28 protein-coding genes and 2 tRNA genes are annotated in these 26,692 nt (G+C 65.2%); 15 read left to right on the forward strand and 15 right to left on the reverse strand.

Going from position 1 to position 26,692, the window contains the following annotated elements; genetic code table 11:
* Nucleotides 1-24: 24 nt before the first annotated feature.
* On the forward strand, nucleotides 25-1,260 hold the full coding sequence (locus tag AC4GYU_RS03270) for an FAD-dependent monooxygenase (protein WP_491085471.1): 1,236 nt from the start codon (nucleotides 25-27) through the stop codon (nucleotides 1,258-1,260).
* Here AC4GYU_RS03270 and AC4GYU_RS03275 read toward each other — a convergent pair whose 3' ends face one another.
* Nucleotides 1,261-1,902 (reverse strand): LON peptidase substrate-binding domain-containing protein, encoded by a 642-nt coding sequence (locus tag AC4GYU_RS03275; protein ID WP_491085472.1) that lies wholly within the window; start codon nucleotides 1,900-1,902, stop codon nucleotides 1,261-1,263.
* The gene (locus AC4GYU_RS03280) at nucleotides 1,899-2,798 is read right to left on the reverse strand and encodes a tetratricopeptide repeat protein (protein WP_491086869.1); all 900 of its coding nucleotides are present in this window, start codon (nucleotides 2,796-2,798) and stop codon (nucleotides 1,899-1,901) included. Before AC4GYU_RS03280 ends, AC4GYU_RS03275 begins: the two co-directional genes overlap by 4 nt.
* Before the next feature lie 179 nt (nucleotides 2,799-2,977).
* Between AC4GYU_RS03280 and AC4GYU_RS03285 the strand changes: the two genes are divergently transcribed.
* The 7 genes from AC4GYU_RS03285 (at nucleotide 2,978) to AC4GYU_RS03315 (ending at nucleotide 8,390) form a co-directional block, all read left to right on the forward strand.
* Nucleotides 2,978-3,052, forward strand: a tRNA-Gly gene (locus AC4GYU_RS03285).
* Nucleotides 3,053-3,320: 268 nt separating this feature from the next.
* Nucleotides 3,321-3,779, forward strand: coding sequence for a MerR family transcriptional regulator (locus tag AC4GYU_RS03290; RefSeq protein ID WP_491085473.1), 459 nt, complete (start codon nucleotides 3,321-3,323; stop codon nucleotides 3,777-3,779).
* A complete protein-coding gene (locus AC4GYU_RS03295; protein ID WP_491085474.1) occupies nucleotides 3,776-4,342 on the forward strand; it encodes a hypothetical protein in 567 nt (188 codons plus the stop codon). Before AC4GYU_RS03290 ends, AC4GYU_RS03295 begins: the two co-directional genes overlap by 4 nt.
* Before the next feature lies 1 nt (nucleotide 4,343).
* Entirely contained in the window at nucleotides 4,344-5,249 is a 906-nt protein-coding gene (locus AC4GYU_RS03300; RefSeq protein WP_491085475.1) for a dCTP deaminase domain-containing protein, read from the forward strand.
* The gene (locus tag AC4GYU_RS03305; RefSeq protein ID WP_491085476.1) at nucleotides 5,246-5,755 is read left to right on the forward strand and encodes a DUF1643 domain-containing protein; all 510 of its coding nucleotides are present in this window, start codon (nucleotides 5,246-5,248) and stop codon (nucleotides 5,753-5,755) included. The genes AC4GYU_RS03300 and AC4GYU_RS03305 overlap by 4 nt, the downstream gene beginning before the upstream one ends.
* 131 nt (nucleotides 5,756-5,886) lie before the next feature.
* Entirely contained in the window at nucleotides 5,887-7,365 is a 1,479-nt protein-coding gene (locus tag AC4GYU_RS03310) for an N-6 DNA methylase (protein ID WP_491085477.1), read from the forward strand.
* A complete protein-coding gene (locus AC4GYU_RS03315) occupies nucleotides 7,365-8,390 on the forward strand; it encodes a hypothetical protein (protein WP_491085478.1) in 1,026 nt (341 codons plus the stop codon). The genes AC4GYU_RS03310 and AC4GYU_RS03315 overlap by 1 nt, the downstream gene beginning before the upstream one ends.
* Nucleotides 8,391-8,723: 333 nt before the next feature.
* Here the strand turns inward: AC4GYU_RS03315 and AC4GYU_RS03320 are convergent, their stop codons facing one another.
* The 8 genes from AC4GYU_RS03320 to AC4GYU_RS03355 form a co-directional block, all read right to left on the reverse strand.
* A complete protein-coding gene (locus AC4GYU_RS03320; RefSeq protein ID WP_491085479.1) occupies nucleotides 8,724-9,008 on the reverse strand; it encodes a hypothetical protein in 285 nt (94 codons plus the stop codon).
* A 362-nt stretch (nucleotides 9,009-9,370) separates the two neighbouring features.
* Complete coding sequence (locus tag AC4GYU_RS03325; RefSeq protein WP_491085480.1) at nucleotides 9,371-10,210, reverse strand: DUF3800 domain-containing protein; 840 nt, start codon at nucleotides 10,208-10,210, stop codon at nucleotides 9,371-9,373.
* Between the two features lie 218 nt (nucleotides 10,211-10,428).
* Nucleotides 10,429-11,019: a hypothetical protein gene (locus AC4GYU_RS03330; protein WP_491085481.1), complete on the reverse strand. Its 591-nt coding sequence runs from the start codon at nucleotides 11,017-11,019 to the stop codon at nucleotides 10,429-10,431.
* Between the two features lie 158 nt (nucleotides 11,020-11,177).
* Complete coding sequence (locus AC4GYU_RS03335; RefSeq protein ID WP_491085482.1) at nucleotides 11,178-12,653, reverse strand: AAA family ATPase; 1,476 nt, start codon at nucleotides 12,651-12,653, stop codon at nucleotides 11,178-11,180.
* Nucleotides 12,650-13,363: a hypothetical protein gene (locus tag AC4GYU_RS03340; RefSeq protein WP_491085483.1), complete on the reverse strand. Its 714-nt coding sequence runs from the start codon at nucleotides 13,361-13,363 to the stop codon at nucleotides 12,650-12,652. Before AC4GYU_RS03340 ends, AC4GYU_RS03335 begins: the two co-directional genes overlap by 4 nt.
* 60 nt (nucleotides 13,364-13,423) lie before the next feature.
* Nucleotides 13,424-13,957: a hypothetical protein gene (locus AC4GYU_RS03345; protein WP_491085484.1), complete on the reverse strand. Its 534-nt coding sequence runs from the start codon at nucleotides 13,955-13,957 to the stop codon at nucleotides 13,424-13,426.
* Between the two features lie 38 nt (nucleotides 13,958-13,995).
* Nucleotides 13,996-14,214, reverse strand: coding sequence for a helix-turn-helix transcriptional regulator (locus AC4GYU_RS03350; protein WP_491085485.1), 219 nt, complete (start codon nucleotides 14,212-14,214; stop codon nucleotides 13,996-13,998).
* A 59-nt stretch (nucleotides 14,215-14,273) separates the two neighbouring features.
* Nucleotides 14,274-15,545: a tyrosine-type recombinase/integrase gene (locus AC4GYU_RS03355; RefSeq protein ID WP_491085486.1), complete on the reverse strand. Its 1,272-nt coding sequence runs from the start codon at nucleotides 15,543-15,545 to the stop codon at nucleotides 14,274-14,276.
* A 122-nt stretch (nucleotides 15,546-15,667) separates the two neighbouring features.
* Between AC4GYU_RS03355 and AC4GYU_RS03360 the strand changes: the two genes are divergently transcribed.
* Nucleotides 15,668-15,761: transfer RNA gene (locus AC4GYU_RS03360), tRNA-Ser, on the forward strand.
* A 46-nt stretch (nucleotides 15,762-15,807) separates the two neighbouring features.
* Here the strand turns inward: AC4GYU_RS03360 and bla are convergent.
* From bla to hemC, 4 genes are all read right to left on the reverse strand, one after another.
* The gene (bla, locus tag AC4GYU_RS03365; protein ID WP_491085487.1) at nucleotides 15,808-16,848 is read right to left on the reverse strand and encodes a class A beta-lactamase; all 1,041 of its coding nucleotides are present in this window, start codon (nucleotides 16,846-16,848) and stop codon (nucleotides 15,808-15,810) included.
* A gap of 90 nt (nucleotides 16,849-16,938) precedes the next feature.
* The gene (locus tag AC4GYU_RS03370; RefSeq protein ID WP_491085488.1) at nucleotides 16,939-17,736 is read right to left on the reverse strand and encodes a hypothetical protein; all 798 of its coding nucleotides are present in this window, start codon (nucleotides 17,734-17,736) and stop codon (nucleotides 16,939-16,941) included.
* On the reverse strand, nucleotides 17,733-18,380 hold the full coding sequence (locus tag AC4GYU_RS03375) for a uroporphyrinogen-III synthase (protein ID WP_491085489.1): 648 nt from the start codon (nucleotides 18,378-18,380) through the stop codon (nucleotides 17,733-17,735). The genes AC4GYU_RS03370 and AC4GYU_RS03375 overlap by 4 nt, the downstream gene beginning before the upstream one ends.
* Nucleotides 18,377-19,300: a hydroxymethylbilane synthase gene (gene hemC, locus AC4GYU_RS03380; RefSeq protein WP_491085490.1), complete on the reverse strand. Its 924-nt coding sequence runs from the start codon at nucleotides 19,298-19,300 to the stop codon at nucleotides 18,377-18,379. The genes AC4GYU_RS03375 and hemC overlap by 4 nt, the downstream gene beginning before the upstream one ends.
* Nucleotides 19,301-19,349: 49 nt before the next feature.
* On the opposite strand from hemC, the gene tsaD reads away from it, so the two are divergent.
* Both tsaD and AC4GYU_RS03390 read left to right on the forward strand, forming a co-directional pair.
* The gene (gene tsaD, locus AC4GYU_RS03385; RefSeq protein ID WP_491085491.1) at nucleotides 19,350-20,381 is read left to right on the forward strand and encodes a tRNA (adenosine(37)-N6)-threonylcarbamoyltransferase complex transferase subunit TsaD; all 1,032 of its coding nucleotides are present in this window, start codon (nucleotides 19,350-19,352) and stop codon (nucleotides 20,379-20,381) included.
* The gene (locus AC4GYU_RS03390) at nucleotides 20,378-21,355 is read left to right on the forward strand and encodes an NAD(P)H-dependent glycerol-3-phosphate dehydrogenase (RefSeq protein ID WP_491085492.1); all 978 of its coding nucleotides are present in this window, start codon (nucleotides 20,378-20,380) and stop codon (nucleotides 21,353-21,355) included. Before tsaD ends, AC4GYU_RS03390 begins: the two co-directional genes overlap by 4 nt.
* Here AC4GYU_RS03390 and AC4GYU_RS03395 read toward each other — a convergent pair.
* The gene (locus tag AC4GYU_RS03395; protein WP_491085493.1) at nucleotides 21,352-21,519 is read right to left on the reverse strand and encodes a DUF1674 domain-containing protein; all 168 of its coding nucleotides are present in this window, start codon (nucleotides 21,517-21,519) and stop codon (nucleotides 21,352-21,354) included. The genes AC4GYU_RS03390 and AC4GYU_RS03395 overlap by 4 nt on opposite strands.
* A gap of 17 nt (nucleotides 21,520-21,536) precedes the next feature.
* Between AC4GYU_RS03395 and AC4GYU_RS03400 the strand changes: the two genes are divergently transcribed.
* The 4 genes from AC4GYU_RS03400 to purH are packed head-to-tail and all read left to right on the forward strand — an operon-like array spanning nucleotide 21,537 to nucleotide 26,689.
* A complete protein-coding gene (locus AC4GYU_RS03400) occupies nucleotides 21,537-22,766 on the forward strand; it encodes an RsmB/NOP family class I SAM-dependent RNA methyltransferase (RefSeq protein WP_491085494.1) in 1,230 nt (409 codons plus the stop codon).
* A gap of 18 nt (nucleotides 22,767-22,784) precedes the next feature.
* Nucleotides 22,785-23,447 carry a ribulose-phosphate 3-epimerase gene (gene rpe / locus AC4GYU_RS03405; RefSeq protein ID WP_491085495.1) on the forward strand — a complete coding sequence of 221 codons (663 nt, stop codon included), beginning with the start codon at nucleotides 22,785-22,787 and terminating at the stop codon, nucleotides 23,445-23,447.
* Nucleotides 23,444-25,081, forward strand: coding sequence for a heparinase II/III family protein (locus AC4GYU_RS03410; RefSeq protein WP_491085496.1), 1,638 nt, complete (start codon nucleotides 23,444-23,446; stop codon nucleotides 25,079-25,081). The genes rpe and AC4GYU_RS03410 overlap by 4 nt, the downstream gene beginning before the upstream one ends.
* A gap of 15 nt (nucleotides 25,082-25,096) precedes the next feature.
* The gene (gene purH, locus AC4GYU_RS03415; protein WP_491085497.1) at nucleotides 25,097-26,689 is read left to right on the forward strand and encodes a bifunctional phosphoribosylaminoimidazolecarboxamide formyltransferase/IMP cyclohydrolase; all 1,593 of its coding nucleotides are present in this window, start codon (nucleotides 25,097-25,099) and stop codon (nucleotides 26,687-26,689) included.
* Nucleotides 26,690-26,692 lie beyond the last annotated feature (3 nt).

Genomic DNA, 26,692 nt, shown 5'->3' on the forward strand with positions numbered 1-26,692 from the left:
GACGAGCCTCTACATGCGACTTCCATGACACGGTCCATCTCTTCGTCCACGGACGTCATCATTCTCGGCGGCGGGCTGGTCGGCCTGTCCCTGGCCGCCGCGCTCGACGGCGCCGGCCTGACCTCGACGATTATCGATCCCGCCGACCCCGCCCCGTGGCGGGAGGCGGCGTTCGACGGACGGACGACCGCTGTCTCCTCCTCGAGCATGCGAATGTTCCGGGTGACGGGGGTCGCCGACCACTTCGCTACCGAGGGCTGTCCGATCGAGGCGATCAGGGTCGCCGATGGCCTGCAGCCGGGCGGCCTGACCTTCGAACCCGGCGAGGATGGCGAACCGCTGGGTGTCATGCACGAGAATCGCAACCTGCGGAGCGCGCTGCTCGACCGCGCCGAGGCCGGGGCGAACATCACGATCCACTGGAAGAGCCGGGTGCAGGAAGTCGTCCGAGACGATTATCGGGCCTTGGTCCGGCTTGCAGACGGTCGCGAACTGCAGGCGCCGCTGGTCGTCGGTGCCGAAGGGCGAAAGTCGCCGAGCCGCGAGGCCGCAGGCATCCGCATGGCCCGCTGGTCCTATCGTCACACCGCAATCGTCTCGACACTGGCCCACGAACGGCCGCACGAGCAGATCGCCTACGAAATCTTCTATCCCGCGGGCCCCTTTGCGCTGCTGCCGATGCGCGACCTTGCCGATGGCCGCCACCGCTCGGCGATCGTCTGGTCGATCGAGAACGACAAGGCGGCCGGACTGCTGGCGCTTGATGATGCCGCTTTCTGTGCCGAGGCCGAAGCGGCAATGGGCGGCTTCCTCGGGAAGATCGCGCTTCTGACGCCGCGCACCTCCTACCCCCTCGGTTTCCATCACGCAGTACGGATCACCGACCGGCGGCTTGCGCTGATCGGGGACGCGGCCCACGCGGTCCACCCGATCGCGGGTCAGGGGGTCAATCTCGGCTTCCGCGACGCGGCTGCGCTGGCGGAAGTTCTCGTAGACGGCGCCCGGCTGGGGCTCGACCTCGGGGATGCGCAGCTTCTGGCGCGCTATCAGCGCTGGCGGGCCCTCGATGCCTTCAGTGTCGCGCTGGCGACCGACGGCCTCACCCGCCTTTACGGCGTCCCGGGAAAGACGGCCTCGGCGGTACGGCGATTCGGGATGGCGATGGTCGACCGGCTCGGGCCGCTCAAGGAGCGGCTGAATGCGGCTGCGCGCGGCAATAGCGGCGACCTGCCGCGCCTCCTCATCGGCGAAGCGCTCTGATCACTGCAAGCGGGGGCTGAGGTCCCCGCCGCCCTGCGCGAGGCGCAGGAACTGCATCAATTGCACAAGCAGCTCGGCGCGGGTCGAGAGGCCCTCCTCCTCGAGCAGCGCCTGCTTGGCACCCGCGTCGAAGGGCGCGACCTGCGCGATGGCATTGACCAGCATCTCGTCGTCGAGGCGCTCGACCGCGGCCCAATCGACAGTCAGCCCCATCGCATCGCCGAGCAGGCGTGCCTCCTGCTCCACCGCCGCGCGGAGCACCGACGGCAAGGCATCGGGCTCTGTTTCCGCATCGCCGCCGGGAAGGACATCGGCCTGGCGGTAGGGCGTGCCCACATCCGCTTCCGCAATCAGGCGAAAGCGGGTCGTGCCCTGGAGGACGATGTTGAAGCGACCGTCGCCGAGCTCCTCGAGGCCAACGATCTCGCCAATGCAGCCTACCCGGTAAAGCTCGGGCTGGCCGAGACCGTCGTCGGGCTCCGCCTTCGGCTGGATCATTCCGATTAGCCCGCCGCCGGCGACGGCGTCCTCCACCATCTGCCGGTAGCGCGGCTCGAAAATGTGCAGCGGGAGATGGCTGCGCGGAAAGAGGATCGCGCCGCCGAGTGGAAAGAGCGGAAGACGGAGCGGCGATTCGCTCACGTGAACAGCAGCGCCGACAGGCGGCGGCGCTGACCGCGGGCCCAGGGATCCTCGAGACCGGTCGCCTCGAGCAGCTGTAGGAAACGGGCCCGCGCCGCGCCCTCGTTCCATTCGCGATCGCGCCGGACAATCTCGAGAAGGGCGTCGGCAGCCTCGTCGCGTCGCCCGCCAGCCATCAACGCATTCGCCAGCTCGAGCCGGGCCTCATGATCATCGGGATTGACGTCAAGGCGTCGCTCGAAATCGCCGGTGTCGATCGCTGCAGCGGCAGGCGGACCGGCGATGTCCAGGGCCGCCCTTGCCCGCGCCACCGCGGGATCAGCCTTTGCCGATTCGGGCAGCGCCTCGACCAGGGCCGAAGCCTCGTCATGCCGGCCGAGCGCAATCAGCGCGCGAGCGAGACCGGAGACGACCTCGGGGTGGTCTGGGTCCATCTCCGCGACCTGGCGAAAGATATTTTCGGCGCGTTCCGCATCGCCCGCGGCAAGCACTTCCTCGCCCATCGCGATCAGGGGCGCGATTTCGGCTTCAAGCGCCTGTGCCTCGCCCTTGACGGGCAGCTGGCCAAGAAGCTGGTCCAGTACGCGAGTCAGCTGGCCTTCGGTCCGGTAGCTGGTGAGATCCGCCACCGGCTGACCGCCGAAAATGGCATAGACGGTGGGAATCGACCGGATCTGGAACTGGGCGGCAATCACCTTTTCCTGGTCGACGTCGATCTTGACCAGCGTGACCCCGCGGTTCGCATAGTCGGCGGCGACCTTTTCGAGCACCGGGCCGAGTTGCTTGCACGGCCCGCACCACTCCGCCCAGAAGTCGAGAATGACGAGGCTGTCGAGCGACGGCTGAAGCACCCGTTCCTGGAAGCTCCGAATCGCTTCGCGCTCGTCCGCGCTCATCCCGAGGTTGGTGGCCACGTGCTTTGCTTGTCCTTTCACCGGTGCTTGCGGCCATATGGGCTACGGCTGCTTCTGCGCCAAGGTGTGCAACGGTAGAGCGTCATGAGGGTTGCCAGCCGCCTGACCCGTTGCTAATGGCCCGCGACCCGACGGCCTCCAGCGCCGTCCAACACGCCAGAGCGGGCGTAGCTCAGGGGTAGAGCACAACCTTGCCAAGGTTGGGGTCGAGGGTTCGAATCCCTTCGCCCGCTCCAGCGATTAGAAGCACTTACGCCGGCCATCCGCCGCCTTGCCAAATTTCTGGTCACCACCCCGGTCACCACGGGCCCTGCTTTTGTCTCAGGGCGTCTCACCGCGTCCGGCAGCTTCCTTTGCCGGTTGGCGCATCGCCGTTAGACACTGACGCCCAGCCTCACTCGCGTAGCATCTTTAAGGCGCCGAGTGCTCACCTTGAGCACGGCGAATTTCGCTTCACCAAAAGCCAGCGCTTCTGTATAGAGTACAGAGCGAAACTATATATTTATGAAGAGCAGTTCTCCTCAGGGCTACAATGTCCAAATGGTGGCCGCCTTGGCGGGGCTTACCCCTGCTATGGTGAACTATCTTTGCCGCCAGAAGCTCATACAGCCGAGTTTGTCGAAGCAGCGCGGTCGTGGCCGGCCGCTAACTTACGGCTTCGGCGACATAGTTATGCTGCGTGTGATCGCTCGGTTGTTGGGTGCTGGCGTGGCGGTTGCGCGGGTCCGAAAGGCATTTACAGCTCTCCGCAAGCACCATCCGGCAATTACACCGACTGCTCTTCCGGCTCGCTACCTGGTCACCGATGGTAAGAGGGTCTTTCTCTCCGACGGAAAGGCTCAACTCGAAGAGCTGGACGATGGGGGCCAGATGTCCTTTGCATTCGTTTTAGAACTTTCAGCGATTCGCGATGAGGTCCTGAACGAGGCCAAGAAGCGCGATCTGCTACTGAGGAGCGCATGATGGCGATGGCCGCAGCATCAACGGGGCGGGTGGACAGCCTTCCGATGGGCGAGCTGTTGGACCGTATCCAACTGGAGCAATTTCGCCACGACGAGCTCTATCATCGGGAAATCAGCCGCCTACCGACGCAAGCTAAGCTCAAGCATATGGCACTTCACTTCGCCAAGTATGCTGGCAACCTAGCGGAGCGCCCTGATGATACCGCAAACTACAAGCGGATCGTCACTGACGTGTTCGTGATAGCGACCTCGACGGCAAACATCTTAAATGTTCGTCTCGCAAATGAGCCGATCAATAGGGACGATGATGTTCGATTTGAAGCGGGCTCTACGATTGCAATGAGCAGGGCACTTTCCATCAATGCAGGCCGGATGGCAGCCGCGTGTGAGAAGTTGGACCACCTTGAGGATTATCCGTTCCGGCCAGTTATCAAGGCCGCAACAATCGAACTGCTCCGGGCAGCACTGAAGGCTTGTCGTGCGGAGTCTTGGGTGATCCAAGATCTCGTGTCGGCTCGCCTTCAGCCCGTTAAGGAGAAATCGATCTTCTACGGTAAGCTCTGACATGGCGTTCTGGAGCGGCAACAAGCTTACCGTGGAGATACCTAGGCAGAACATCGTTGAGGGTTTTCAAGCAGAGCAGGTCGACTGCTCTGCGTACACTCTGACATTGGGCGAAGAGTTCTTTGTAACGCCTGATTACTCCGTACCCGTTCGCAAGAATACGAAGCAAACACTCGCAGCTTCGAAGCGCTGGGACCAAAGCCTCCCCGCTTCTAAACGGGTAGAGGGGGGGCCAATGATCGTTCCCCCAGGACAATTCGCCTTCCTCTTAACGGAGGAGCTTCTTCGAATACCGCACGATGTCATGGCTTTCATCTCGCTCAAGTCGAGCGCGAAATGGCGCGGGCTTATCAACGTGTCGGGCTTCCACGTAGATCCAGGCTTCGAAGGGCGGCTCATCTATTCGGTTTATAATGCTGGCCCGACACCCATCCAGCTTAATCGCGGACAAGATTTGTTCCTCCTTTGGTTGGCCGATTTGGATAGCAGTGCCACGGTTGACTTCGCTAAGAAGCAATCGAAGCCGCTCCTCGAAATTCCTTCCAATATGATTTCGGAAGTGAACCGGCAGATCCACTCTCTGCAGGAATTATCTAATCGGATCGAAACAGTAGCAAGCCGCCTCACGGTTATGGGGTCCATCCTTACTATCTTGAGCGTTGTTGCTGGTCTTGTATTTGCTGCCATGCAGGTACTTCCTCGCAAAGAGGCGGCCTCGGCTCCGCCCGTCACGTCAGTCCCACCAATGCCCTCTGTGGCACCTACAACTTCGGGGGCAGCGCCAGCCGCCGCTCCACCAGTTGGAACTGGCTCCCCCGTCGCTCCAGGGTCGCCTCTACCGACGAATCCGGCAGTAGGCACAGCGCCACAGCCGGCCGTGCCTCCCACAAATAAATTGACGCAGTGACGGGAGCTGACCTCGTTCCCCTTCTGGGTGCTGCCGACATTTCGCCTTGTGGACGGTATCGTTACACTCTTTCGCGCGTGTGGAAGCGAGAGCTTCCGAGCCTCACGTTCATCATGCTCAACCCTTCAACTGCCGATGCAACAAAAGATGATCCAACTATTCGTCGCTGCATCGGCTTCGCGCGCACTCGGGGGTTTGGAGGATTGCGGGTGCTTAATCTATTCGCATTTCGGGCTACCGATCCCGCACAGTTGAGCGCTGAACTTGATCCGGTAGGGCCGGACAACAACAAGCACCTCGGCGAAGCGTTCGAGGGTGCGCGAGACAAAGCGCCAGTGATTGCTGCGTGGGGCGTCCATGGGGTTCTAAACGAGCGGGAGCACGAGGTGCGGCAGCTGGCCGCTGAGTGCGGTGTTCCGCTTATGTGTCTTGGCACAACCAAAGCGGGGCATCCGCGGCACCCGCTTTATGTACGAGCCGCCCAGGAGTTCATCCATTTCGCTTAGTTGATGTAGAAGGTAGCGCTCGAACGGCGGTGCTGCCCTTCTCAACGCTGAGGAGCCGCTTGGAGCCCTCAACCAACTATCGGCTGAGTTATCTGCAAGGCGTAACTATTGATTGGAGCTGAGGGAGCGTGGTGGCGCGGCTAAGTCAGAAGCACCGAGGGGCTTTCTTCACCCCCGATTATGTGTCGACGGCGTTGGTCCGATGGGCAATCCGCAGTGCGGAGGATCGATTGCTTGACCCAAGTTGCGGTGATGGCCGCTTCATCGCGGAGCATCGCAATAGCGTCGGCATTGAGCAGGATGGGCAATCCGCTGGTGAGGCCATCGCCCGTGCCCCTTGGGCGTTGGTACACGAAGGCGACTTCTTTGCATGGGCTTGTGAGACAACTGAGCGATTCGAGTGCGCCGCGGGCAACCCGCCCTTCATCCGCTACCAAACTTTTAAGGGGCCTGTCCGCGAGCGAGCGCTCCAATATTGCCAAGGCTTAGGTGTGAGCTTCTCAGGCCTCGCGTCCAGCTGGGCACCGTTCTTGGTGGCCACGGCCAGCTTACTGAAGCCTGGCGGCCGCTTGGCTTTTGTTGTTCCCGCCGAAATAGGGCACGCGCCCTACTCGGCTCCCCTTCTTGAGTATCTCGTCAGCAATTTCGCCACGGTGCACGTGGTGGCAGTCCGGTCCAAGCTGTTTCCGGATCTGTCGGAAGACTGCTGGCTCCTCTACACGGACGGGTTTGGAGCCCGAACGGAGACAATCCGCTTTACGGCGCTTGATGCCTTTACCGGGGCGCACACAGCCCGCCCGCCCCGCGAGTGGACGCCGGTGCCCGTCGCGGAGTGGCGTTCAGATTGGAAGCGGAGGCTTCGGCCGTTCATCCTCCCGACCTCCGTGCGACAAGCTTACGTTCTAGCTTCACGCGACTTTAGCGGGCGCCGCTTCAAGGACGTTGCTGGGGTGGGCATCGGCTACGTGTCTGGGGCGAATGAATTTTTTCACCTCCGGCCATCGGAGGCGGCGCGGTGGGGCATTCCAGATGCGTTCTTGCATCCGACCGTCCGCAATGGCCGAGCGCTCCCGAACAAGCACCTCACCCGCTCCACCATCGCGAAGTGGCAAGCCGCGGATGATCCGGTCATGTTGCTCCGGCTACCGAAGGTAGCAGCGAGCGAACTGCCCGCGGCTGTTCGGCGCTATCTGGACAGCGGCCCGGGCCTTGAGGCGCGCGAAGCTTACAAGTGCCGCGTCCGCAAGCCGTGGTTCTCCGTGCCGGACGTGCAAACGCCCGACTTCTTCATGGCCTACATGAGCGGCACGTCCGCCGGACTCGTGCGCAATGGTGGCGGCGCCACGTGCACCAACTCCGTTCACGGCGTCCGCGTCCACGATGCCAGCGGCATGCAGGACTTCGTGGAGGCGTGGGATAGCCCCTTCCTCGCTCTAAGCCGCGAAATTGAGGGCCACCCGCTTGGGGGCGGCATGCTCAAGCTGGAGCCGCGGGAGGCTGGCCAGTTACTCTTGCCCCCAGGCCGGGCCGCGCTCCGCTCGGACGACCTTGAGCAAGCCGTGAGCACGATGCGCCAGTGGAGGCATTATGCAAGCGCGGAGGTCTCGTGATGGCCGCCAAGAAGCCCAACTTCAAGGCCCAAGCTTGGGTGCTTTTTGACCATATTGTTGCGAGCGCGGCCCCGGGTGGTGTTCACGGCAATCCGTGGACGAAGGACCAGCACGGCGCGCTCCGCCTAGAGCCCGACTATGCAACTTTAGAGCTTCTACTTGGCGTGCCACTTCACTTGCAGGCCGGGACGCAATCCGGAGTTCCGGCGCTCGCGCTAGATGTGTGGCTTAGCTACGAGCTTCGGCGGGCAGGGTTCGACCTGGACCGGGTTTGGCCCCGGCCCATCAATCCGCGCATCTACCCCGCATCGGTGGCGGCGCTCCTCACCTCTCTCCCGGCCACGTTGCGCAAGCCCGTTGCGGACCGGATTGCCTCCAAGTCATCCATCAAGGGCCTCACGTCGGCCTCCGCAGCGATCCTAGGCAAGAACTACTTCAAGCAAGTCGACGTCATTATGACGGACTGGGACACGGGCCCAGAGCTTCTCGTGTCAACGAAGCGGATGGATTCTTCCTATGGGAAGAACGCTCCGAACCGGATTGAGGAGTCCTATGGGGACGCCAAGAACCTTAGACTCAGACATCCCCTCGCGGCCTTGGGATTTGTTTTTGGGCTCCGGTCGGACATTCTGCAAAAGGAGCCCGGGACGGCCGTGAGGCTCTTCGATCTACTTGCGAAGCTTGGGCAAGAAGATGACGCCTACCACGCCACTTGCCTTATCCTGATGGAGTATGGGAACGCAGCGGCCTTGCCGAATGAAGGCGATGAGCCGGAAGACGGCTTCCCCGAGCCGGGCCCCCAAGTGGATGGCGAGGACGGTGACGAAGAGGTCCCCATCGACGTTCCGGAAGAAACCTTGACAAAGGCTATTGCGAGCCTCCCCACCGTAAAGGTGCGCACGGATCTCACGCCGGATGAACTGGACCCGGGCCGGTTCTTGGCGGCGATGGTGACCCGGGTGCTTCGCACCACTCCAGTGAACATGCACGAAGAGGCCCGGCGGCGCCGCGCGTCTCCGATCTAAGAGACCTACGAGATCATGCCCGGAGAATCCGGGAGACAATGGCCTCAAGCTCCGTCTCCACTCCGGCCGCGGGCGGAGAAAGGGCATCCGTCCCGGCCGGAATGAAGGTGGTTGAAGCGGGTGCAGGAAAAGGCAAAGCGCTCATCGCGCTTACTTCCGCACGAAGATAGCGAGCCCGCCGGCGGAGGTCGGACGCTTGCTCAAGGTCTGCTCGTGAGCCGGCAGGATGAAGGTAGCGACCACCGTGGGGGCAAGCTTCGCCAATGCCCACGCGGGCGAATATGGCGTCTGCCTCGCGGTCGGCGTTGGCGGCATCGGATAGAAGCTGGGCGGTCATGCGCGCTCTCGCGGATTGATGACCCCCGTAGGGCGCCGCCCGACCGCGGCGGCAATGAAGGCGAGGCATGGAAGCGCAGTTCCATGCTTGGCCGCCACCATCTCCAAATCAGCTCGAAGCTCGTGCGGGAGCGTCTCCGGCTCCGGCACCGCAAGCACATGCCACCCGAGCGCCCCAAGAGCCGCTTCAATGGTATCTAAGCCGGGCCTGTTGTTAGTCCGCCATGCCTTGAAGGTGGACCGGAGCACGCCGGAGCGGTGCTCAAGTTCGTCATAGCTCATGCGCTGCCTCTTCATCTCGGCGAAGGTGGCCTTTGCGAGAGGGTGGCAGTGCTCCGGGATTGTGATTCTGCTTGCCCGGTTGGTGAGGGTGTCGTGGTGTCCCATGGCCACAAGAATGGCGGCCTTTCAGTGCCCGTCAGGAGCGTTCCGGTAGCCTCACTTTTGATGGTTTTGCGAGGTCCGCAAGCGGCTGTTTCTTGTGGCTAACCATCTAACAGACTCTAATGATTCAGTTTTTTAGACGCCCTTTAAGTGCCTGAGACTCTTGCAGGAATCATGGAATTTCGTTATCAGCGAATAAGGCCCTGCGCTCACCGAAGCCTCCAGTTTTGCTGGAGGTCCTTAGTAGGTGGATGTGGGGCCTACTTGTTTGGGTTCTTCCCGCGAGTGTGGTCCTGTACGGCGCCGCGGGGCTCGAATTTCCAATGCCGGTAGGGGTGAATCCAGCGTGACTGGACTCCATCAGCGTGACCGGTAGACGCACCGATATTGAAACCCGGGTATATGCATCGAACACGAGCATTGATGTGCTTGTAGACGCGTTCTTTCGCCCGAGTTCGATTACCTCGCCGTCTCTTTCCCTCCGGGATGGCCTTGTGAAGTTCATTAAGCCGAAACTGCATCGAGCCGAGTACCACGTCCACGGCTTGCAAAATGACGTGCTCACTTGAGTTTACCTCAGCGATGTCGGCCTTGGCGATGCTCACGCGAGCTTGCCTAAAACCCGCAAGATCGCTGACTGCGGCAAGGTAGTTTCGAAAATTGTTCAGCTTTTCGGCCGTGTCAGGTGCTTGGTCCAGAAGCACGGCGCACGTGATTTCCTCAGCGGCCTCCGGATTGCAGTGCTCCAGGCCGAAGGCATGCTTGATGAATTGATAGTAGAGTTTGAAGTAAGCAGCCCCTTCCTCGTACTGGAGGTGCGCCACCTGGTTGATGTTCTGTGTGAACATCACCCGGACCTTGAGGGTGCCAGCCTCAAGGAATTCAAATATCTTGTCTACGAAGGCGATGTAGCCGGCCTCGTTATAGGCGCTAATTTTCGTCCACTTCGCCTCACCGTTGAGGTTGTGAGCTTTCTTGACGGCCTCTAGCGCGTCCGCAATCTCTTGCCGATCGGACTCTTGGAGGAGGGCTCCACCGTAGAAGTTCGAAAAGTACCTGCCCTTATCCTGTGACTCGTCGCAGTAGATCACATAGCGCATGGGCAGGCTCTAGCTTGTCACGCCCCTCAGTTGAATCGCGAAAACAATCATTGCGCCTCTTCGCGCATGAAATTGAAGGAAGAAACAAGTCGGATAGTTTTACATAATCTAGAAGGGTGTTGGGATCGCGCGTTTACCCCCTCCCGGCGCCGGTCCGGGAGGACCCGCCGCTTTTTGCCGGGTATCCCCTCGCTGGCGGCCCGCCGTGCCGGCCGGGGTTACACCCGGCCCGTCTCCGACCAACGCGACAGGAGCCTCACATAGATGCGAGGGTAGTGGGACCGGACCACCCGCCCCACAATGCCCTGAGCGTCCAAGCGAGCCTCCACCTTGGCTCCCTGTTGAAGCTTGCCAAGGATGACAAGCGGCGTGCTCTTCTTGCCTTTGCGCCGTGCCAGGAACGTGCTTCCGCCGGTCCGGAGAAAGAAGGGCTTCCGCTTCGTGCCCTCCATGCGCTTGAGCTTTGCGCGTTCCTGTATGTGGGTGCGCGCCTCACCAATTCGGCGATACATGGGGATGAAGAGCTTGCCCTGCTTGGGCTCATTGATGCCGACTACGTGCCGGCCCATGAAGCGGTCCAGGGTGCCGACCTCAGCCGTGAGCTTGCTAGGCGTGGCGGCGCGCATCCGCACGCCCCGGTCCAGCCAAGAGTTGCGCCGGTGAAAGACGGCTTGCCCGGCGCGCCAAGCCGGAACCGCCTTCTCCGCCACGAAGGTGAGCGACTTGGCCGCCATGAGCCGAGAGACCCCCGCGAGCCGACGGAAGCGGGCAATGTCCTTGCGGTCGAGGATGATGTTGAGTTCGGGCAATTGTGGGCCTTTCGTTTTCTAATTCATCCTCTGCTCCACCCACTGCTCCACCGGCCTTCTAATAAAGGCCGGTGGAGCAGGTGGAGCAGTGGAGCAGATGTTTGCTCTACCTAAGTGGAGCACGGGTGGAGCGGCGGTGGAGCAGGTGGAGCAAAGCCTTAGATTTCCGCCGTTTCGCGTTGGCCCAAGCGGAACACAGGCACGGTCTTGCGGCGCTCATCCTGTCCGAAGCTCCGAATGATGATGCGGCGGGCCTCAAGTTCCTTGATGATGAGCTGCGCGCGCCTTTCCCAACCGTCCTCCGTGCCGAGTTCGAAGGCATCCGCAACCGCCCGTCCAACCCACCCGTGAGCCTGTTGTGAAGCCCGCCACTCCTCCTCGCCCAAGAGGTCCGCAAGCCGCGCGACGGCCACCCGTGAGAGTTCTTGCTCCACGACTGGAGGCTCCCACTTCGTCACGACCGCCACTTGGTCCTCCGGCCGGCTCAGACCTTCGGAATTGCCGAGCCCAACGGAGACGAGGTGAAACCAAGTCTTGCGGTCACCTTTCGGCGCCATGTTGGACTTCCCGCCGGTGCCGGTCGAAAAGTAGCCGTGACGCTCGTGCTTGGGGATGCCGAGTGCATTGGCATCGGCCTCGCTCATTGGGTTGAGCGCGCGCGCATCACGAACCTTGGACACTAGCGCGTCACCGCCGCGGCTATCCTCTGCCGTGATGGCGTTGCCGTTCGGCTTGCGGGTGTGGTGGGCGAGCCCAATGGCCACCCCGGCCCGCTGCGCCACTGTTTTCCAGGCGGATGCGGCTTGCTGGATGGCGCTGTTGTCGTTCTCGTGGACAGAGTGCGTTGAGACAAACGGGTCCACGAGCATGACGTCAATCTGCCGTGCCTTGAGAGCCTCAACCAATTGGTCGATCTTGGGCGTAAGGATGCGGGTGCCGTCCTTGCCTTGCTCAGCAAGCACAAGCGGCACGTCATGGCCGTTGTCGATGAAGAGCCGGTCGCCAAAGGCACCGGGGGGAAGCCGGTGATGCTTGGCCACGGCCATGAGGCGGCGGACCATCTCATCTTCCGGCTCCTCGCCATTCCACCACCAAACACGAAGTGGCCGCTCCGGCACGTCATGAAGGAGCGCCCGGCCGGTAGCCATCGCCGCCGCCTCAGCCGCCGCGAGCGACGTCTTGCCCACGCCGCCCGGCGCCAAGGTAAGGCTCACCTCGCCGCGGATGAGGTGCCGGCCGTAGAGCCATTGCCGGCGCGGAATGCGGGCAGGGTTGATCCACACGAACGGCGTTGGGGCAATCGGCCCGTCCTCCGGCTTGCGAAGGTGCGCGAATGTTTGCTCGCGCCCCACCCGCAAGCGCTCCAACTCAAATTCGGTGTCCTCATCCTCGCGCTGGTCTTGGGTGAGTGCTTCGCGGCGGAGACGCTCATTGCGCTCCACGGCGGCCGCGCGGGCCGCCACCCTTGCCTTCGCAATTGCGGGGAAAAGAGGCTCAACACCCTGTCTCCGAAACTCGGCAACGGCCGCATCAAGGGCCTCATCTCCGCTCAAAGCAGGCAACTCGCGGGCGAGATGCGCCGCCGCGTAGGCGAGGCCCGTTTCCGGGTCGGCAAGCAGTGCGGCGCCCCTCATGCTTCACCCGTGAAAAGAAGGGTCGTCGCAAGCGTCACTTCGGCCGCGCGCTGCCTTGCGCGCTCCTCCTCAGCCTCGCGGTCCGCCCGGCCGCTTGCCGCACTTTCCAGCGCGTAACTGGCCGTCTCCAATTCGGCCTTCATGCCAAGCTCCTCAAAGGCCTTGAGGGCGCAATAAGCGGCCTCGGCATTTGTCACTGCATGGCGGCGGGCGACTTTCGTAGCCACGCGACAAATCCCGGAGTCGATGGCGCTAGGGTGCGTGTCCATTGGGAACTCGCACTCGCTCGCGTATATGGCGGCGTGAGCCCGGGCGAGGATTAGTGCGGGCTCTGGAACGCGCCCCTCGGCGGGCTGCACGGGCGCGTAGATGTTGGCGCGCCCGACGTTGGCAACGGCAAGGTCTATTTCCCGCTGCGCCTGGCCCCCGCGGAAGGCTTGGCTAAGAAGTGACTTCGCCTTGAGGAAGCTGGCGCTGCGCGGGTGGATGGTGCCGGGCTCAATTGGCTTCTGGAAGAAGGCATCGACCAAGGCGAGGTCCGCCTCTTCCGCCCAATCCCACTCATCGTCACCGGCGCGACCGGCTACGTAGCTGAGTTCGGCGAGGCCGGAGAGTTGTTTCTCGCTGTTTTGGAGAACGAAGGTGCGGAGGATGGAAATGGGGCCATCGGGATTGGCCTCACCTTCCTCAAGGAAACGGCTAAGGGTCATGCGCGTCATGCCTTCTAAGCGGCGGCCGGTTCGTTCCCGGCCGCCGTTTTCGTTTGGATGTCAGGAGCAGAACAGGGCTTCGCCATTCCAAGCGAGCACAGTGAGATTCTCGGTGAGTCCGCGAAGCCCGTTCATGCCGGCAAAGTGCTTATGCCTAAGGCTTCCTTCGGCGTTTTCATGCGGGGTCGGCACGCGCGGCGTGAAGCAATCCGCGCCAGCCCGGAGGCTCCGCCACGCATCCTTGTCCGCCTGAATCTCCCGGCACACTTCTGCAAAGGCTTCGGCCGCCTTGGTGTAGCGGGCCTCAAGACCGCGCTTAAGCTTGTCGGTGCGGCGCGCCTGCTCATCGATCCGCAACTGGAACTCAGCACGCCGCTCACGGCTCTCTGCAATCGGGATTGCTTCGCGGATTGCCGTCACGGTCCGCCGCTTGGTCCTAATAAGCGCCTCAAGCTCACCGTGCCTTTGCTGGGCCTCATTAAAGCGCGCATCACCGACTAGGTCGGGAAGAGCGCCATCCAGTTCGGTGAACTCCTCTTCCATCCCGGCGAGGATGGCTTGCTCACTGGCAAGGTTCGAAGTGAGCAGTTCCACCGAGGCGGGAGCGGCATCACGCCGCGGTGCCCACCGGCTCATTGGACGGCCCCGGCTGCGAAGGCTTCGACTTCGGCCCGATCATAAAGGAGGCGCGAGCCCGGGCGTTCACCCTCGCGGACCGGCCGCGGGCCAAAGCCGGAGCGATGCCAATTGTTCAGGGTTTGACGCGTCACACCCAAGAGTGCCGCTGCCTCAACCTGGCTCAAGCCAAGGCGGAGGGTGGGAGAAGGGGAAGTAAGCAAGTTTGCCTCCATCGGTTGCGGAGGTCACTTTTCCACCGGTGCAAATGCTCGTCAGGGCTGTTTCAATAGCCTTAGGCCGCTCCTTTGCCTCCCAACGCCTCCGCCAGCGGCGCAATGGCTCGATCCGCCGCGAGCCGGGCGGGGTCATGCGCGATGTGGGCGTAAATGGCCGTGGAGCGCGCATTGGCGTGTCCAAGGATGCTGCCCACCATAAGCAGCGCCTCTCCGCTAGACGCCGCGGCCGAGCCAACACTGTGGCGTAAGGAGTGGGGAGTGACGCCAGGCAACCCGGCGCGCTTCACCACCTCCGGCCACACGCCCTTAGTGCCGTTGTAGAAGCCTTCGCCGCGCTCCGCCGGGAAGACATACTCCTCGCCCTCCTCCGCGTCCTTCTTGAGTGCCTCAAGCAGGGCGACCGCCGCACCGCTTAGAGGGCGCACACTCCGGCCAGTCTTGGTGTCCTCAAAGATGAGGAGACCGCGCTCAAGGTCGCACTCCGCCCACCGAAGCCCGGCAATCTCGTTGCGCCGGCATCCCGTGAGCACCCAAAGCCTAGCAATGTTCGTCGCCTTCGGATTGACCCCCTCGGCCTCAAGGTCGCTCAGAGCCGCTCCTAAGCGTTTGACCTCCTCAAGGGACAGGAAGCGTTCGCGCCGGTTATCGGTTTTGCGGACGCTCGCCATGGCCACGGGGTTGCTCGCCACGATGCGGCGGCGCTGAGCGAAGCTGAACACCGCGGAGAGGTCACGCACCACCTTGCGAGCCGCCCCTTCCCCACCTTTGACGATAATGCGCTTCCGCGGCCCGACCTTCTCATCCTTGGCGGTCCTGCCCTTGGCCACGTCCCGGACGAACTTCTCCACATCACCCTCTGTGACATCGGCGGCGCGTTTGGTGCCGAGCAGGGGAACAACGTGGTGGCGGAGACGCGCCAAGGTGTATGCCTTCGTGGCGTCCTTCATCGGCTCGCCTTGACGCATGCCGCGCTGAATAACGCACCCCTCTTCCTCATAGAGGCTGACGAGTTGGGCCATCGTCATTGCTTGGCGCCGCTCCTTAAGTGCTCCGGCCGGGTCATGGCCAAGCCGCGCCTTTGCCAACACCTTCGTTGCTTCGGCACGTGCTTCCGGTGCTGACACGAGCGGATACTTGCCGAGCGTCATGAGCCGTTGAGCCGCGTTCCGGCCGCCCCCATCCGCGCGATACTTGACCACCCACACCCGGCCGCCGGTAGGCTCTACCCTCAGCCCGAAGCCTGGAAGGCCCGCATCCCAGATGGTGTAGCGGGCGGCCCGCATCTCAGCGTTGTCCGCGGTGACCTTTGTGATTCGGAGAGCTTTCATGAGCCCTCTTTAGCGGCTGGTCACCACGCGGTCACCACCGATCCCGATATTGTGCACACGAGCGCATAGAGCCGCACCGGACCGCAAGGCTTCTGGTTTTCCTCTGTTTTCTCCCGCAAATTGCCGGATGTAAAGTCCGCAGGAGTTCGCAGCAATTCACGTTTGCCAACCTTGCCAAGGTTGGGGTCGAGGGTTCGAATCCCTTCGCCCGCTCCAGCGGTTCCTTCCATAGAACCCGCACATTCCGGCCGCATCGAGCGGCTCAGCGTAGCGCGATCCCGCCGGATTCCGCTTCGTGCGCGGCGATGACGCTGCGCACGACGTCATTCATGAGGTTCATTCGGACGATCAGCGGCGTTGCAGTCCGCTTGATCATCACGGCGACGGCGTAGCTTCGCCCGTCGGGCGCGGTGAGCACGCCAATATCGTTGTAGCCGGCCTGGATGCCGTTGAGGATCTGGCCCGTCCCCGTCTTGTGGGCGAGGGTCCAGCCGGGCTTCAGCCCGCCGCGAAGACGATTCTTCCCCGTCCGTGTGTCGCTCATGATGGTAAGAAGCCGCGCCGTGGAGGCTGGCGACAGCAATTCCCCACGCTTGAGCCGCGCGAGGGTCCCGACGATCGCCGTTGGCGCCGCTCCGTCATAGGGATCAGCGATATAGCGCTCGAACAGGCTTTTCCGGACCGGCATCGGCAGCTTGTCGCGGGCGCGGTAGAAAGCGTCGCCGATCGAATAGCTCTGGCTCCAGGTAAGGCCGGCGATCTTCGACTGGAGTGCCCGCTCCCCTTCGTAGAAGCGGATCGAGCCGAGCTTGCGGTCGGCGATGAAGCGGCGCACGGCGGCCGGGCCACCCGCGACCCGCATCAGCTTGTCGTTTGCCGTATTGTCGGACTTGGTGATGGCGTCGATCAGCAAGGCTTCGACCGTGGTCGTATAGGTGCCGCCGGCGATCACCCGCTGCGCGATGGGCTGGTTGAACAGGGTAAGGTCGCTCCTGGTGAGCGTGACCGGCCCCTCGAGGGTCAGGCGCCCGCGATCCACCGCGTCCATCGCCGTCAGGGCAACGAAGAATTTGCTGACGCTCTGCTGCGGGTAGAGTTCGGTTTCCTTCCAGCCGGTCTTCCAGCCGCGATCGACCGACTGGACGGCAATGCCGACCTTGCCATCGAATCCCTGACCCAAGGCGTCTATCCGCTGCGCAAGCCCGGCAGGAGCGGTCGCGGTCGGTTGCACCGCTGCCGGAGACCCAAGCGCTGCGATGCCGAGAAAAGCACCGACAAACAAGCGGATGACCCGTGGCGTCATGGCGTCGCCCCTCCCCTTCAGCAGCGTGGCGCGAGCCGTGCCCCGCGCCCGAGCCCAAGATTCGCAAAGTGAAGTTGCCCGCGCAACCCTCTAGCGACTGAGCAGCGCCGCGCCTTCGATCTCGTCGAGTGCCCGGTGTGCCGCGACATAGCTGCGCGCATCGGCGACCCATTTGGGCGCACCGCCGATCCCGGGAAGCCGCATCGCTTCCGCAAGCGCCTGGTCGACTTGGCCGGTCGCCAGCCGCGCGGCCGCACGATCATACGTCGCGACCGGTCGCTGGCTTGGCTGGTCGGCGCGCCGGATGCTGACGAGGCCACCCATTTCGCGCTTCAGGTTCTGCCAGAGGCTCGCGCTTTCCGGTGCAGACTTGAGCCGGGGGGCGAGCGCCGAGAAGTCGGCGCTGAGCTGATCGAGCCGGACGGGCCGGCGCGAGGCGGTAATGATCGTGGCTACCGCCCGTGCATGGGTCGGTCCGAACCGCTCGGTGAGCAAGGGTTCAAGATAGCCGAGCGCCACGCCGCGCTCGATCGCCCGGCGCGCCGCGAAGGCAACGAGCAAGGCGTCGGCGCGACCGGCCGACCCTTCGGCCTTGGCGGTCGCCGCTTCGACCCGGGCAATACGTTGTTCCAGGGTAGCGACGCGTGCTTCCTCGAGCGGCGTGGGTGCCACGACCGTCGGCGCTACCTGCGCCAAGGGCTGAACGGTCTGCGGCGTCGTCGCAAGTGCCTGTGCCGGCTGGTTGCGGACAACCCCCGCAATTCGGGCAGCATCGGGATAGTGGGACAGCACCCACAAGGTGGCGCCGCCGCCTGCCAGCAGCAGAAGCAAGGCGACGAGCAGGAGCGCGCTGAAGCTCATTCCCTTGGTCGAGGCGTTGCTGGTCATGGCGCAGAGTCCTTGCACAGGTCGGCGGCAAGGAAAAGCAAGGCGGGTTCGCTGGGCTGTGGGGCGGCTTCGCAGCGCTGCCAGCCCTCGCCGCAGGCCGCGGCCGCGGCCGGGCTGATCGCCGCAATGGCAATGCGGCTTCGATCGAGGTCGAGGTCGGCGACCCTGCGGCCTGCCGCGGGCGAGTGAATCAGGAGGACCGCATCGAGCAGCGACGCGGGGTCGGGCGGCGGCAGGGCCTCGGTCCGGTAGACGGTGACGCTTTCGATTTGTTGCCGGGGCGCGCTGGGCGCGATCCGCTCCTCGCCCGCGAGGTGGAGAAGCCGCAAATTCTCGGGAACGGAAGCGAGCAATGCGTCCACTCCGCCGTTGCCGACACTGACGACCGTGGCCCCTGCCCTCCGGGCCTTGTTGGCGGTTGCCTCGCCGACGGCATGGACCGGGAGGTCGGGCAGGGTGCCCGCATTGCGAACGGCGTTTGCGCTGGTGAGTAGAAGGCCATCGAACGGGCCCGGCGGCATGTCCCAGTCTACCGATATTGTCCGGAAAAGCGGATGGAGGCGGACGTCAAAGCCCTTGAGCGCGGCATTCGTCGCCGTCGTCAGGGCAGCCGGCTCCGGCCGGAGGACGAAGAGCGGCTTCACGCGCCGGCGAACAGCGCTCGTATGTCGGGAGACGCGCGGCCGAGCAGCTCTTCCGCGAGCGCCTGGCCCGCCCGCTCCTCATCACCCTCGTCGGCGCGTATCTCCCCGCTGACGCAGCTGGCACCATCGCTGCTGAGCAATTCGGCCCGGAGCCACAGCCGCTCGTCACCCTCGATCACGCCAAGTGCCGCGACCGGGCTGTGGCAGGAGCCGCCGACCCCGCGCGCGAAGGCACGTTCGGCAAGGACCGCGCGATGGGTCGGGCGATGGTCGATTGCGGCGAGGAAAGCGCGCGTATCGCCATCGTCGGCCCGGCATTCGATGGCGATCGCCGCCTGTCCGGGGGCAGGAAGGAAATCGTCGGTCTCGATCGCGCAGCCTTCCTCGATGCCGAGGCGGTCGAGACCGGCCGCGGCGAGGAAGGTGGCGTCATAGCTGCCCTCCGCGATCCGCATGAGGCGCGTCGCGACATTGCCGCGCATGATCGACACCTGAAGGTCCGGGCGCTGGCGAAGGAGCTGGGCGGTGCGCCGGGGCGAGCTGGTCCCCACCCGCGCGCCCTGCGACAGCGCATCGAGCGAGGGAGCGCCGATCAGCCGGTCGCGGACGTCGGCGCGCGGCAGGAAGGCGGCAATGACGAGCTCGGGCGGACGTTCGCTCTCGACGTCCTTGCAGCTGTGCACCGACAATTGGGTGGCGCCCCCGAGCAGTGCCACGTCCAGTTCCTTGGTCCACAGGGCCTTGCCGCCGATCTCGGCGAGTGCACGGTCCTGGATACGGTCACCGCTGGTGCGCACCTCGAAGAGCGAGACCGCGCCGCTGTCCCAGCCGTGTGTTTCCTCGAGCGCGGCGGCGGTTGCCCGCGCCTGTGCGAGGGCCAAAGGTGAAGCTCGGGTCCCGAGGGTCAATCGCGCGCTCATCGGCTCCCCTCTTGCCAGAGCCGCCCGGTGAGGCAAAGGCCTGCCCGCAATGGCATTGATCCTCGGTCTTGAATCCTCCTGCGACGACAGCGCGGTCGCGCTGGTCAATGACGACCGGCAGATCATCGCGCAGCGCGTGATCGGGCAGAACCAGGCGCATCAGCCGTTCGGCGGGGTCGTCCCCGAAATTGCCGCGCGTGCGCACGTCGAGGTCTTGCCCGGGTTGGTCCGCGAAGTGCTCGACGAGGCGGGAATGACGCTTGGCGACGTTGACGCCATTGCGGCAACTGCGGGACCCGGCCTGATCGGGGGCGTGCTGGTCGGCCTCCTCACGGCCAAGGGGCTGGCCCTCGCCAGTGGCAAGCCGTTGCTGGCGGTCAACCATCTCGAAGGCCATGCGCTGTCACCGCGGCTGATCGATCCCGACCTCCGCTTCCCCTATCTGCTGCTGCTTGCAAGCGGCGGGCACTGCCAGTTGCTCGAGGTGCGTGGCGTCGGAGACTATCGGCGGCTCGCGACCACCATCGACGATGCCGCGGGCGAAGCCTTCGACAAGGCCGCAAAGTTGCTCGGGCTGCCTTATCCGGGTGGCCCTGCGGTCGAGGCGCTGGCGCGCGAGGGTGATCCGACCGCGGTTCCGCTTCCACGCCCCCTGGTCGGAAGCGGCGAGCCGCATTTCTCCTTCGCCGGATTGAAGAGCGCGGTGCAGCGCGCGGTGGTGGCGGGCACCAATCGTCCGGCCGACATCGCGGCCAGTTTCCAGCAAGCGGTGGTGGACTGCTTCGTCGACCGGACCCGCATCGCCTTGGAGAAAAGCGACGCGCCCGCGCTGGTCGTGGCCGGCGGGGTCGCGGCCAATGAGTCAGTACGCTCCGCGCTTCAGGAGTTGGCCGCGAGCAGCGGCCGCCGTTTCTCGGTGCCGCCTAGCTGGCTCTGCACCGACAATGCCGCCATGATCGCCTGGGCAGGGGCGGAACGCTTCGCCGCGGGCCTGGTGGACGGGCTCGACGCACCCGCCCGCGCCCGCTGGCCGCTCGACGAACGGGCCGAGGCGGTCCGGGGGGCAGGAGTGAAGGCATGAAGGTCGGAGTGATTGGCGGCGGCGCCTGGGGCACGGCTCTTGCGCAGGTCGCCGCGCAGAAGGGCGAGACCCTGTTGTGGGCCCGCGAGCCCGAGGTCGTGGAGAGTATCGCCTCGACACGGCAGAATGCGCTGTTCCTGCCGGGCGTGCCCTTGTCCGAAAATATCCGCCCGACCGCGGACCTCGCCGATCTCGCGGAATGCCAGCTCTGGCTGGTGGTCACGCCCGCCCAGCATATGCGGCAGGTGCTCGAGGCCGCGCCGCGCTGCGCCGGCGCACTCCTGCTCTGCTCGAAGGGGATTGAGGAACGCTCCGGCCTGCTGCTCCACGCCGTGGCGCGGGAAAGCTGTGCCGACGCCGAGGTGATGGTGCTGTCGGGGCCGACCTTCGCCCATGAGGTGGCGGCCGGCCTCCCGACCGCGTTGACCCTTGCCGCCGAGGATGGCGCCGACGCCGAGGCGGTCCGGGCGCGTCTCGCCCTCCCCGCTTTCCGAATCTATCTTTCGGATGACGTCGCGGGCGCCGAAGTCGGCGGCGCCGTGAAGAATGTGCTCGCGATCGCCTGCGGGGTCGTCGAGGGGCGCCGGCTCGGCCAGAATGCCCGCGCGGCGCTGATTGCCCGCGGCTTTGCCGAGATGACCCGGTTTGGACTCGCGCGGGGTGCCCGGGCGGAGACCCTTGCCGGTCTTTCGGGGCTTGGGGACCTCGTCCTCACCTGCTCCTCGACCAGCTCGCGCAACTTCTCGCTCGGCAAGGGGCTCGGGGAAGGTCGTGCCGCGGCCGAACTGATGGCCGATCGCCGTACGGTGGCCGAGGGCGCTTTCACCGCGCCAGTACTTCGCAGGCTCGCCGAGGACGAAGGGATCGACATGCCGATCGTCGCGGCGGTCGATGACCTTCTTGCCGGGCGGGTCGACGTCGATCAGGTGCTCGAACGACTGCTCAGCCGACCCCTACGTGCCGAAAGGATCTAGAAATCCCACGCAATGCCCTTCTTTTCCCAGTCCCCGTAGCGGGTGGGATCGGGCCGCGGCTTGTCGCCGGCAGGCGGCGGCGCGGGTTCGGCCGCCTCGGGCTCGGGCACGGGCGGCGACTTGCTGAGGTAAGCGGGCGGCTTGAGATTGCTGGGGCGCGGCATGCCATGGGAGATGGGCGATGAGGCGGCCGCAGCCAAGGGGGTCGGAAGCCGGTGTCGATCTGCGCCGCGCCGCGTTGCGAATCCTCGATAGGACGCTGCGCGGCGGGCAGACGATGGAATCGGCCGCGCAGGGTGGCCCCAAGCTGTCTCCCGCCGACCAGGCGCTGGCGCTTGCCATTGCCGGCGAGACGTTGCGCCGCCTGCCGCTGCTCGACCGGTTGATCGACAGCGCCACGCGCCAGCCGCTTCCCGAAGACAGCAAGGCCCGCATGGTGCTGCGCCTGGCGCTTGCCCAGCGGATCGCGCTCAATGTTCCCGACCATGCGCTGGTGGCGACGGCCTTGCCGCTGGTGGACGGCGGGCCGCGACGGCTCGTGCATGGCGTGCTCGGCACGCTGCTGCGCGGAACGCTCCCCGGGCCCGACGAAGGCGCGCTTCCTGAAGCGGTGGAAGCCCGCTGGACGGCGGCCTGGGGCGCGGAAGCGGTCGCCGCAGCGCGTCGTGCCATCGTCCGCCGCCCGCCGCTCGATCTCAGCTTCAAGACGACCGAAGCCGCGACGGCGTTCGCCGAGGCCGAGGGCGGCCGCAGTCTTGCCGAGCGCCATGTCCGACTGGCCGATTCGCGCTCGGTGACGGGTCTTCCGGGGTTCGAGGAGGGCGACTGGTGGGTCCAGGACCTCGCTTCGACCCTGCCTGCCCGCCTGATACCGGAAGCGGCGGTACGGATTCTCGACGCCTGCGCGGCCCCTGGGGGCAAGACGCTCCAGATCGCCGCGGCCGGCCACGAGGTCACTGCGCTCGACCGATCGGAGAGTCGTCTCGCGCGACTTCGCGCCAATCTCCACCGGACCAAGCTCTCGTCCGCGATCGTCGTGGCCGACGTGCTCGGCTACGTTCCGGACACGTTATTCGATGCCGTCCTGCTCGACGCGCCCTGCTCCGCGACCGGCACCTTCCGGCGGCATCCCGAGGTCCTTTATCGCGCGAGCGATCGCATCATCGCCGAAAGCGCCGAACTCCAAGGCCGCCTCCTTGCCGCCTCCGCGGCGTGGGTCCGACCGGGCGGGTCGCTTGTCTATGCGGTGTGCAGCCTGGAGCCCAGCGAGGGGGAGGCGCAGATCACAACCTTTCTCGCCGCGCATGAGGATTTCGCGCTGGCGGAACAGCGCCGCGTTCTCCCCGGCGAACTTGAAGAGGAGGGCGGAATGGACGGCTTCTTCACGGCGCGCCTTGTCCGACGGGGCTAAGCCCGTCTAATCGGTCCCATGGCCCAGCCGATCATCGCGCCTTCGATCCTTTCCGCCGACTTCGCACGCCTCGGCGAGGAGGTCCGCGCCATCGATGCGGCCGGGGCCGACTGGATCCACATCGACGTCATGGACGGGCATTTCGTGCCGAATCTCACCATCGGCCCGATGGTGGTGAAGGCGCTCCGCCCGCACAGTGCCAAGCCGTTCGATGTGCACCTGATGATCAGCCCGGTCGATCCGATGCTCGACGCCTTTGCCGAGGCAGGGGCCGATATCATCACGGTGCACCCCGAGGCGGGTCCGCACCTTCACCGGACGGTCCAGCGGATCAAGGCGCTCGGCAAGAAGGCCGGCGTGTCGCTCAACCCCGCGACACCCGCCAAGATGCTCGACTATGTGCTCGAGGAGATCGACCTCGTGCTGGTGATGAGCGTCAATCCCGGTTTCGGCGGCCAGAAGTTCATCTCCTCGCAGCTCAGGAAGATCGAGGCGATCGCCAAGCGCGTCGCCAAGGAAGGCCTGGACGTCACGGTCGAGGTCGATGGCGGGGTTGATGCCGCCATCGCCCGGCAGTGCACCGATGCCGGAGCGACCGCGCTGGTTGCGGGCACCGCCGCCTTCCGTGGCGGGCCGGATGCCTATGCGGCCAATATCGCCGCCCTGAAGAGCGGCGAATGAGCGAGCCCGGCGCGCTCCAGCGGCTGGCGAATGTGCCGCTGCTGCAGCGGCTGGTCGCCCGCGGCAAGCCGCCGCTTCGCCTGATCGGGGTTGCCCGTGATCATGTCACCGGGACCAAGGCGCGTGGCGAGCAGTTGCTGAAACAGCAATTCGTTGCCGGTGGCGAAGCCATCGAGCTGACGGACTTTAATTGGTCGTCGATCGATCCGGCGACGCCGCTCGGTGCCGAGCTTCAGGGCTTCGGTTGGCTTCGGGACCTCGCCGCTGCGGCGACCCGCGAGCGCGGCGCCGGGATCGCCGAGGATCTCGTCGGGCGCTGGCTGCTTGCGCATGGCGCGAAAGTCGATGTTGCCTGGGCCCCTGCCTTGTGGGGCGAACGCCTGCTCTTCTGGCTGGCCTATGCGCCTTACATCCTGTCACGGCGTGATGCCGATTATCGCTCCGCCCTGCTCAACACGATGGCGCGGGGCGCCCGCCATCTTTCGGCCGAAGCGGACAAGGCGCCGCCGGGCCTGCCGCGCATCACCGCCTGGGCAGGACTGACGGGAGCCTGCCTGCTCCTTTCTTCGGGAACGGCCCGCCTCGCCCGCGCCGAGGCCGGGCTGTCGCGGGCGCTGGCGAGTGCGCAATTCGATGATGGCGGACTGATGAGCCGCTCGCCGGCCGAGCAGGTCGTGCTCGTCGATCGTCTCGGGCTTCTTCGTTCGGCTTATGCGGCCGCGCGGCACGACTTTCCGCAGGGGTTCGAGGATGCCGGTGCCGCAGCGCTGGCCGCGCTTCATGGCGTCACGATGGGCGATGGCAGCCTGTCGAGCTGGCAGGGAGGTAACGAAGGCAGCAAGACGGGGCTCGCCGCGCTGGTCGAGGGCTGCGGCTTCCGCGCCCGGCCGCTGCGACAGCCGAGGGGGTGGGGCTACCATCGGCTGAGCGCGCTCGGCACCATCCTCGTCATCGACGCAGCGCCGCCGCCCGAGCGCAAGCTGGCACGGATCGGCTCGGCCTCGACGCTCGCCATCGAACTCAGCGACGGGCAGCAGAAGCTGGTCGTCAATTGCGGGGGTCCAGGGGCCTATCTCGGAACCCTGCCGGAAGGACTGGCTCCCGCCCTGCGGACAACCGCGGCTCATTCGACGCTGACGCTCGCCGACACCAATTCGACCGCGATCATGCCCGACGGCTCGCTCGGCAAGGGCGTCGCGGATGTCACCGTCACCCGCTCCGAAGACAATGACGCCAGCCGGATCGAGGCCGCGCACGACGGCTATGTCCGCGGCTTCGGTCTGGTCCACGACCGGGCGCTCAGTCTCGGCAACGACGGCAAGGAAATCCGCGGGCTCGACCGCCTGATCGCCAGAGGCCGGCGCAAGCTTCGCGAAGACGTGGCCTTCGCCATCCGCTTTCATCTTGCCCCCGGAGTCGAAGCCGTTGCGACGGCCGATGGTTTCGGAGCACTGATCCGCTCGCCCGGGGCCCCGCCCTGGTCCTTCCGCTGCCGCGGCGCCCAGCTCTCGCTCGAGGAGAGCGTGGCGGTCGACGGCAATGGACAGCTTCGCGCCACGCTCCAGCTCGTTCTTGCCGGCGAGGTCTCGCACCTCGGCGGCGAGGTCGGCTGGCAATTCCGCCGCTCCAGCTAGGACTTCCTTCTTCCCATGACCGATCACGTTCCCGTTCGCCGCGCTCTCCTGTCCGTGTCCGACAAGGAGGGCCTCGACCGCCTTGCCGACGGGCTGGTCAAGCATGGCGTCGAGCTTGTCTCGACCGGGGGGACTGCGGCCCGGCTGCGCGAGCTCGGTCACGCGGTAAAGGACGTCAGCGAACTGACCGGCTTTCCCGAAATGATGGACGGGCGCGTGAAGACGCTTCACCCGACGGTCCACGGAGGCCTTCTCGCCGTGCGCGATGAGCCCGAACATGCGGCGGCGGCACAAGCCCACGGGATCGGCTTCATCGATCTCGTGGTGGTGAACCTCTATCCCTTCGAGCGCACCGTCGCCGGCGGGGCCGATCGGGATACGGTGATCGAGAATATCGACATCGGCGGTCCCTCGATGGTCCGCTCGGCGGCCAAGAATCATCGCTACGTGACGATCGTCACCGACCCGACCGACTATGCGGCCGTCCTGACCGAGATGGACGGCAGCGGCGGCACGACGTCAGCGAGCCTTCGCAAGCGCCTTGCGGCCAAGGCCTTCGCTCGCACCGCGGCTTATGACAGCGCGATCGCGAACTGGTTCGCCTTTGCCGACCAGGGCGAAGCGATGCCCGCGACGCTGCCGGTCGCGCTCACAAAGGCCGCCGAGCTTCGCTATGGCGAGAATCCGCACCAGTCGGCAGCGCTCTATTTGCCGCAGGCGAGCAACGTCGCCGGTGTCGCCGGGGCCCGCCAGGTGCAGGGCAAGGAGCTTAGCTACAACAATCTCAACGACGCGGACGCCGCGCTGGAACTGGTTGCCGAGTTCCGCGACGGCAAGCCCGCGTGCGTCATCGTCAAGCATGCCAATCCGTGCGGCGTGGCCGAGGCCGACAGCCTCGAGGATGCCTACACGCGGGCATTTCAGTGCGATTCGGTGTCGGCCTTCGGCGGCATCGTCGCGGTGAACCGGCCGCTTGACGGCCCGACGGCCCGGGCGATCGTCGACATCTTCACCGAGGTCGTGATCGCGCCCGATGCCGACGCCGACGCGCTCGCGCTGTTCGCGGCGAAGAAGAACCTCCGCCTGCTACTGACCGGTTCGCTCCCCGATCCGCGGCGGCCGGGCCTCCAGATGAAGAGCATCGCCGGCGGCATGCTGGTGCAGAGCCGCGACAATGGCGTGATCCTTCCGGCCGACCTTCAGGTGGTGACGAAGCGCCAGCCTACCGCCGCCGAGGTCGCGGACTGCCGCTTTGCCTGGACCGTCGCCAAGCATGTGAAGTCGAATGCCATCGTCTACGCCAAGGACGGCGCGACGGCCGGGATCGGCGCGGGCCAGATGAATCGGCGCGATTCGGCGCGCATCGCAGCGGCCAAGGCGCGTGAGGCCGCCGACACCTTCGGCTGGGGCGAATCCCGGACCGTCGGCTCGGCCGTGGCGAGCGATGCCTTCTTCCCCTTCGCCGACGGGCTGCTTGCGGCGGTCGAGGCGGGTGCGAGCGCGGTGATCCAGCCGGGCGGCTCGATCCGCGACGACGAGGTCATCGCGGCTGCCGACGAGGCAGGTCTGGCGATGATCTTCACGGGCATGCGCCACTTCCGCCACTAAGGC

Source organism: Sphingomonas sp. SP2 (genome assembly GCF_058313385.1).

What these genes read in the sequence shown, in the direction of transcription:
- AC4GYU_RS03335 (WP_491085482.1), bottom strand. Translation starts at nt 12,653, where the DNA reads ATGAGGGGCGCCGCACTGCTTGCCGACCCGGAAACGGGCCTCGCCTAC.
- AC4GYU_RS03355 (WP_491085486.1), bottom strand. Translation starts at nt 15,545, where the DNA reads ATGAAAGCTCTCCGAATCACAAAGGTCACCGCGGACAACGCTGAGATG.
- tsaD (WP_491085491.1), top strand. Translation starts at nt 19,350, where the DNA reads ATGGCATTGATCCTCGGTCTTGAATCCTCCTGCGACGACAGCGCGGTC.
- AC4GYU_RS03395 (WP_491085493.1), bottom strand. Translation starts at nt 21,519, where the DNA reads ATGCCGCGCCCCAGCAATCTCAAGCCGCCCGCTTACCTCAGCAAGTCG.
- AC4GYU_RS03295 (WP_491085474.1), top strand. Translation starts at nt 3,776, where the DNA reads ATGATGGCGATGGCCGCAGCATCAACGGGGCGGGTGGACAGCCTTCCG.
- AC4GYU_RS03300 (WP_491085475.1), top strand. Translation starts at nt 4,344, where the DNA reads ATGGCGTTCTGGAGCGGCAACAAGCTTACCGTGGAGATACCTAGGCAG.
- AC4GYU_RS03315 (WP_491085478.1), top strand. Translation starts at nt 7,365, where the DNA reads ATGGCCGCCAAGAAGCCCAACTTCAAGGCCCAAGCTTGGGTGCTTTTT.
- AC4GYU_RS03410 (WP_491085496.1), top strand. Translation starts at nt 23,444, where the DNA reads ATGAGCGAGCCCGGCGCGCTCCAGCGGCTGGCGAATGTGCCGCTGCTG.
- AC4GYU_RS03290 (WP_491085473.1), top strand. Translation starts at nt 3,321, where the DNA reads ATGAAGAGCAGTTCTCCTCAGGGCTACAATGTCCAAATGGTGGCCGCC.
- AC4GYU_RS03340 (WP_491085483.1), bottom strand. Translation starts at nt 13,363, where the DNA reads ATGACCCTTAGCCGTTTCCTTGAGGAAGGTGAGGCCAATCCCGATGGC.
- AC4GYU_RS03390 (WP_491085492.1), top strand. Translation starts at nt 20,378, where the DNA reads ATGAAGGTCGGAGTGATTGGCGGCGGCGCCTGGGGCACGGCTCTTGCG.
- AC4GYU_RS03325 (WP_491085480.1), bottom strand. Translation starts at nt 10,210, where the DNA reads ATGCGCTATGTGATCTACTGCGACGAGTCACAGGATAAGGGCAGGTAC.
- AC4GYU_RS03370 (WP_491085488.1), bottom strand. Translation starts at nt 17,736, where the DNA reads ATGACCAGCAACGCCTCGACCAAGGGAATGAGCTTCAGCGCGCTCCTG.
- AC4GYU_RS03350 (WP_491085485.1), bottom strand. Translation starts at nt 14,214, where the DNA reads ATGGAGGCAAACTTGCTTACTTCCCCTTCTCCCACCCTCCGCCTTGGC.
- AC4GYU_RS03400 (WP_491085494.1), top strand. Translation starts at nt 21,537, where the DNA reads ATGAGGCGGCCGCAGCCAAGGGGGTCGGAAGCCGGTGTCGATCTGCGC.
- rpe (WP_491085495.1), top strand. Translation starts at nt 22,785, where the DNA reads ATGGCCCAGCCGATCATCGCGCCTTCGATCCTTTCCGCCGACTTCGCA.
- bla (WP_491085487.1), bottom strand. Translation starts at nt 16,848, where the DNA reads ATGACGCCACGGGTCATCCGCTTGTTTGTCGGTGCTTTTCTCGGCATC.
- AC4GYU_RS03270 (WP_491085471.1), top strand. Translation starts at nt 25, where the DNA reads ATGACACGGTCCATCTCTTCGTCCACGGACGTCATCATTCTCGGCGGC.
- AC4GYU_RS03280 (WP_491086869.1), bottom strand. Translation starts at nt 2,798, where the DNA reads ATGAGCGCGGACGAGCGCGAAGCGATTCGGAGCTTCCAGGAACGGGTG.
- purH (WP_491085497.1), top strand. Translation starts at nt 25,097, where the DNA reads ATGACCGATCACGTTCCCGTTCGCCGCGCTCTCCTGTCCGTGTCCGAC.
- hemC (WP_491085490.1), bottom strand. Translation starts at nt 19,300, where the DNA reads ATGAGCGCGCGATTGACCCTCGGGACCCGAGCTTCACCTTTGGCCCTC.
- AC4GYU_RS03320 (WP_491085479.1), bottom strand. Translation starts at nt 9,008, where the DNA reads ATGAGCTATGACGAACTTGAGCACCGCTCCGGCGTGCTCCGGTCCACC.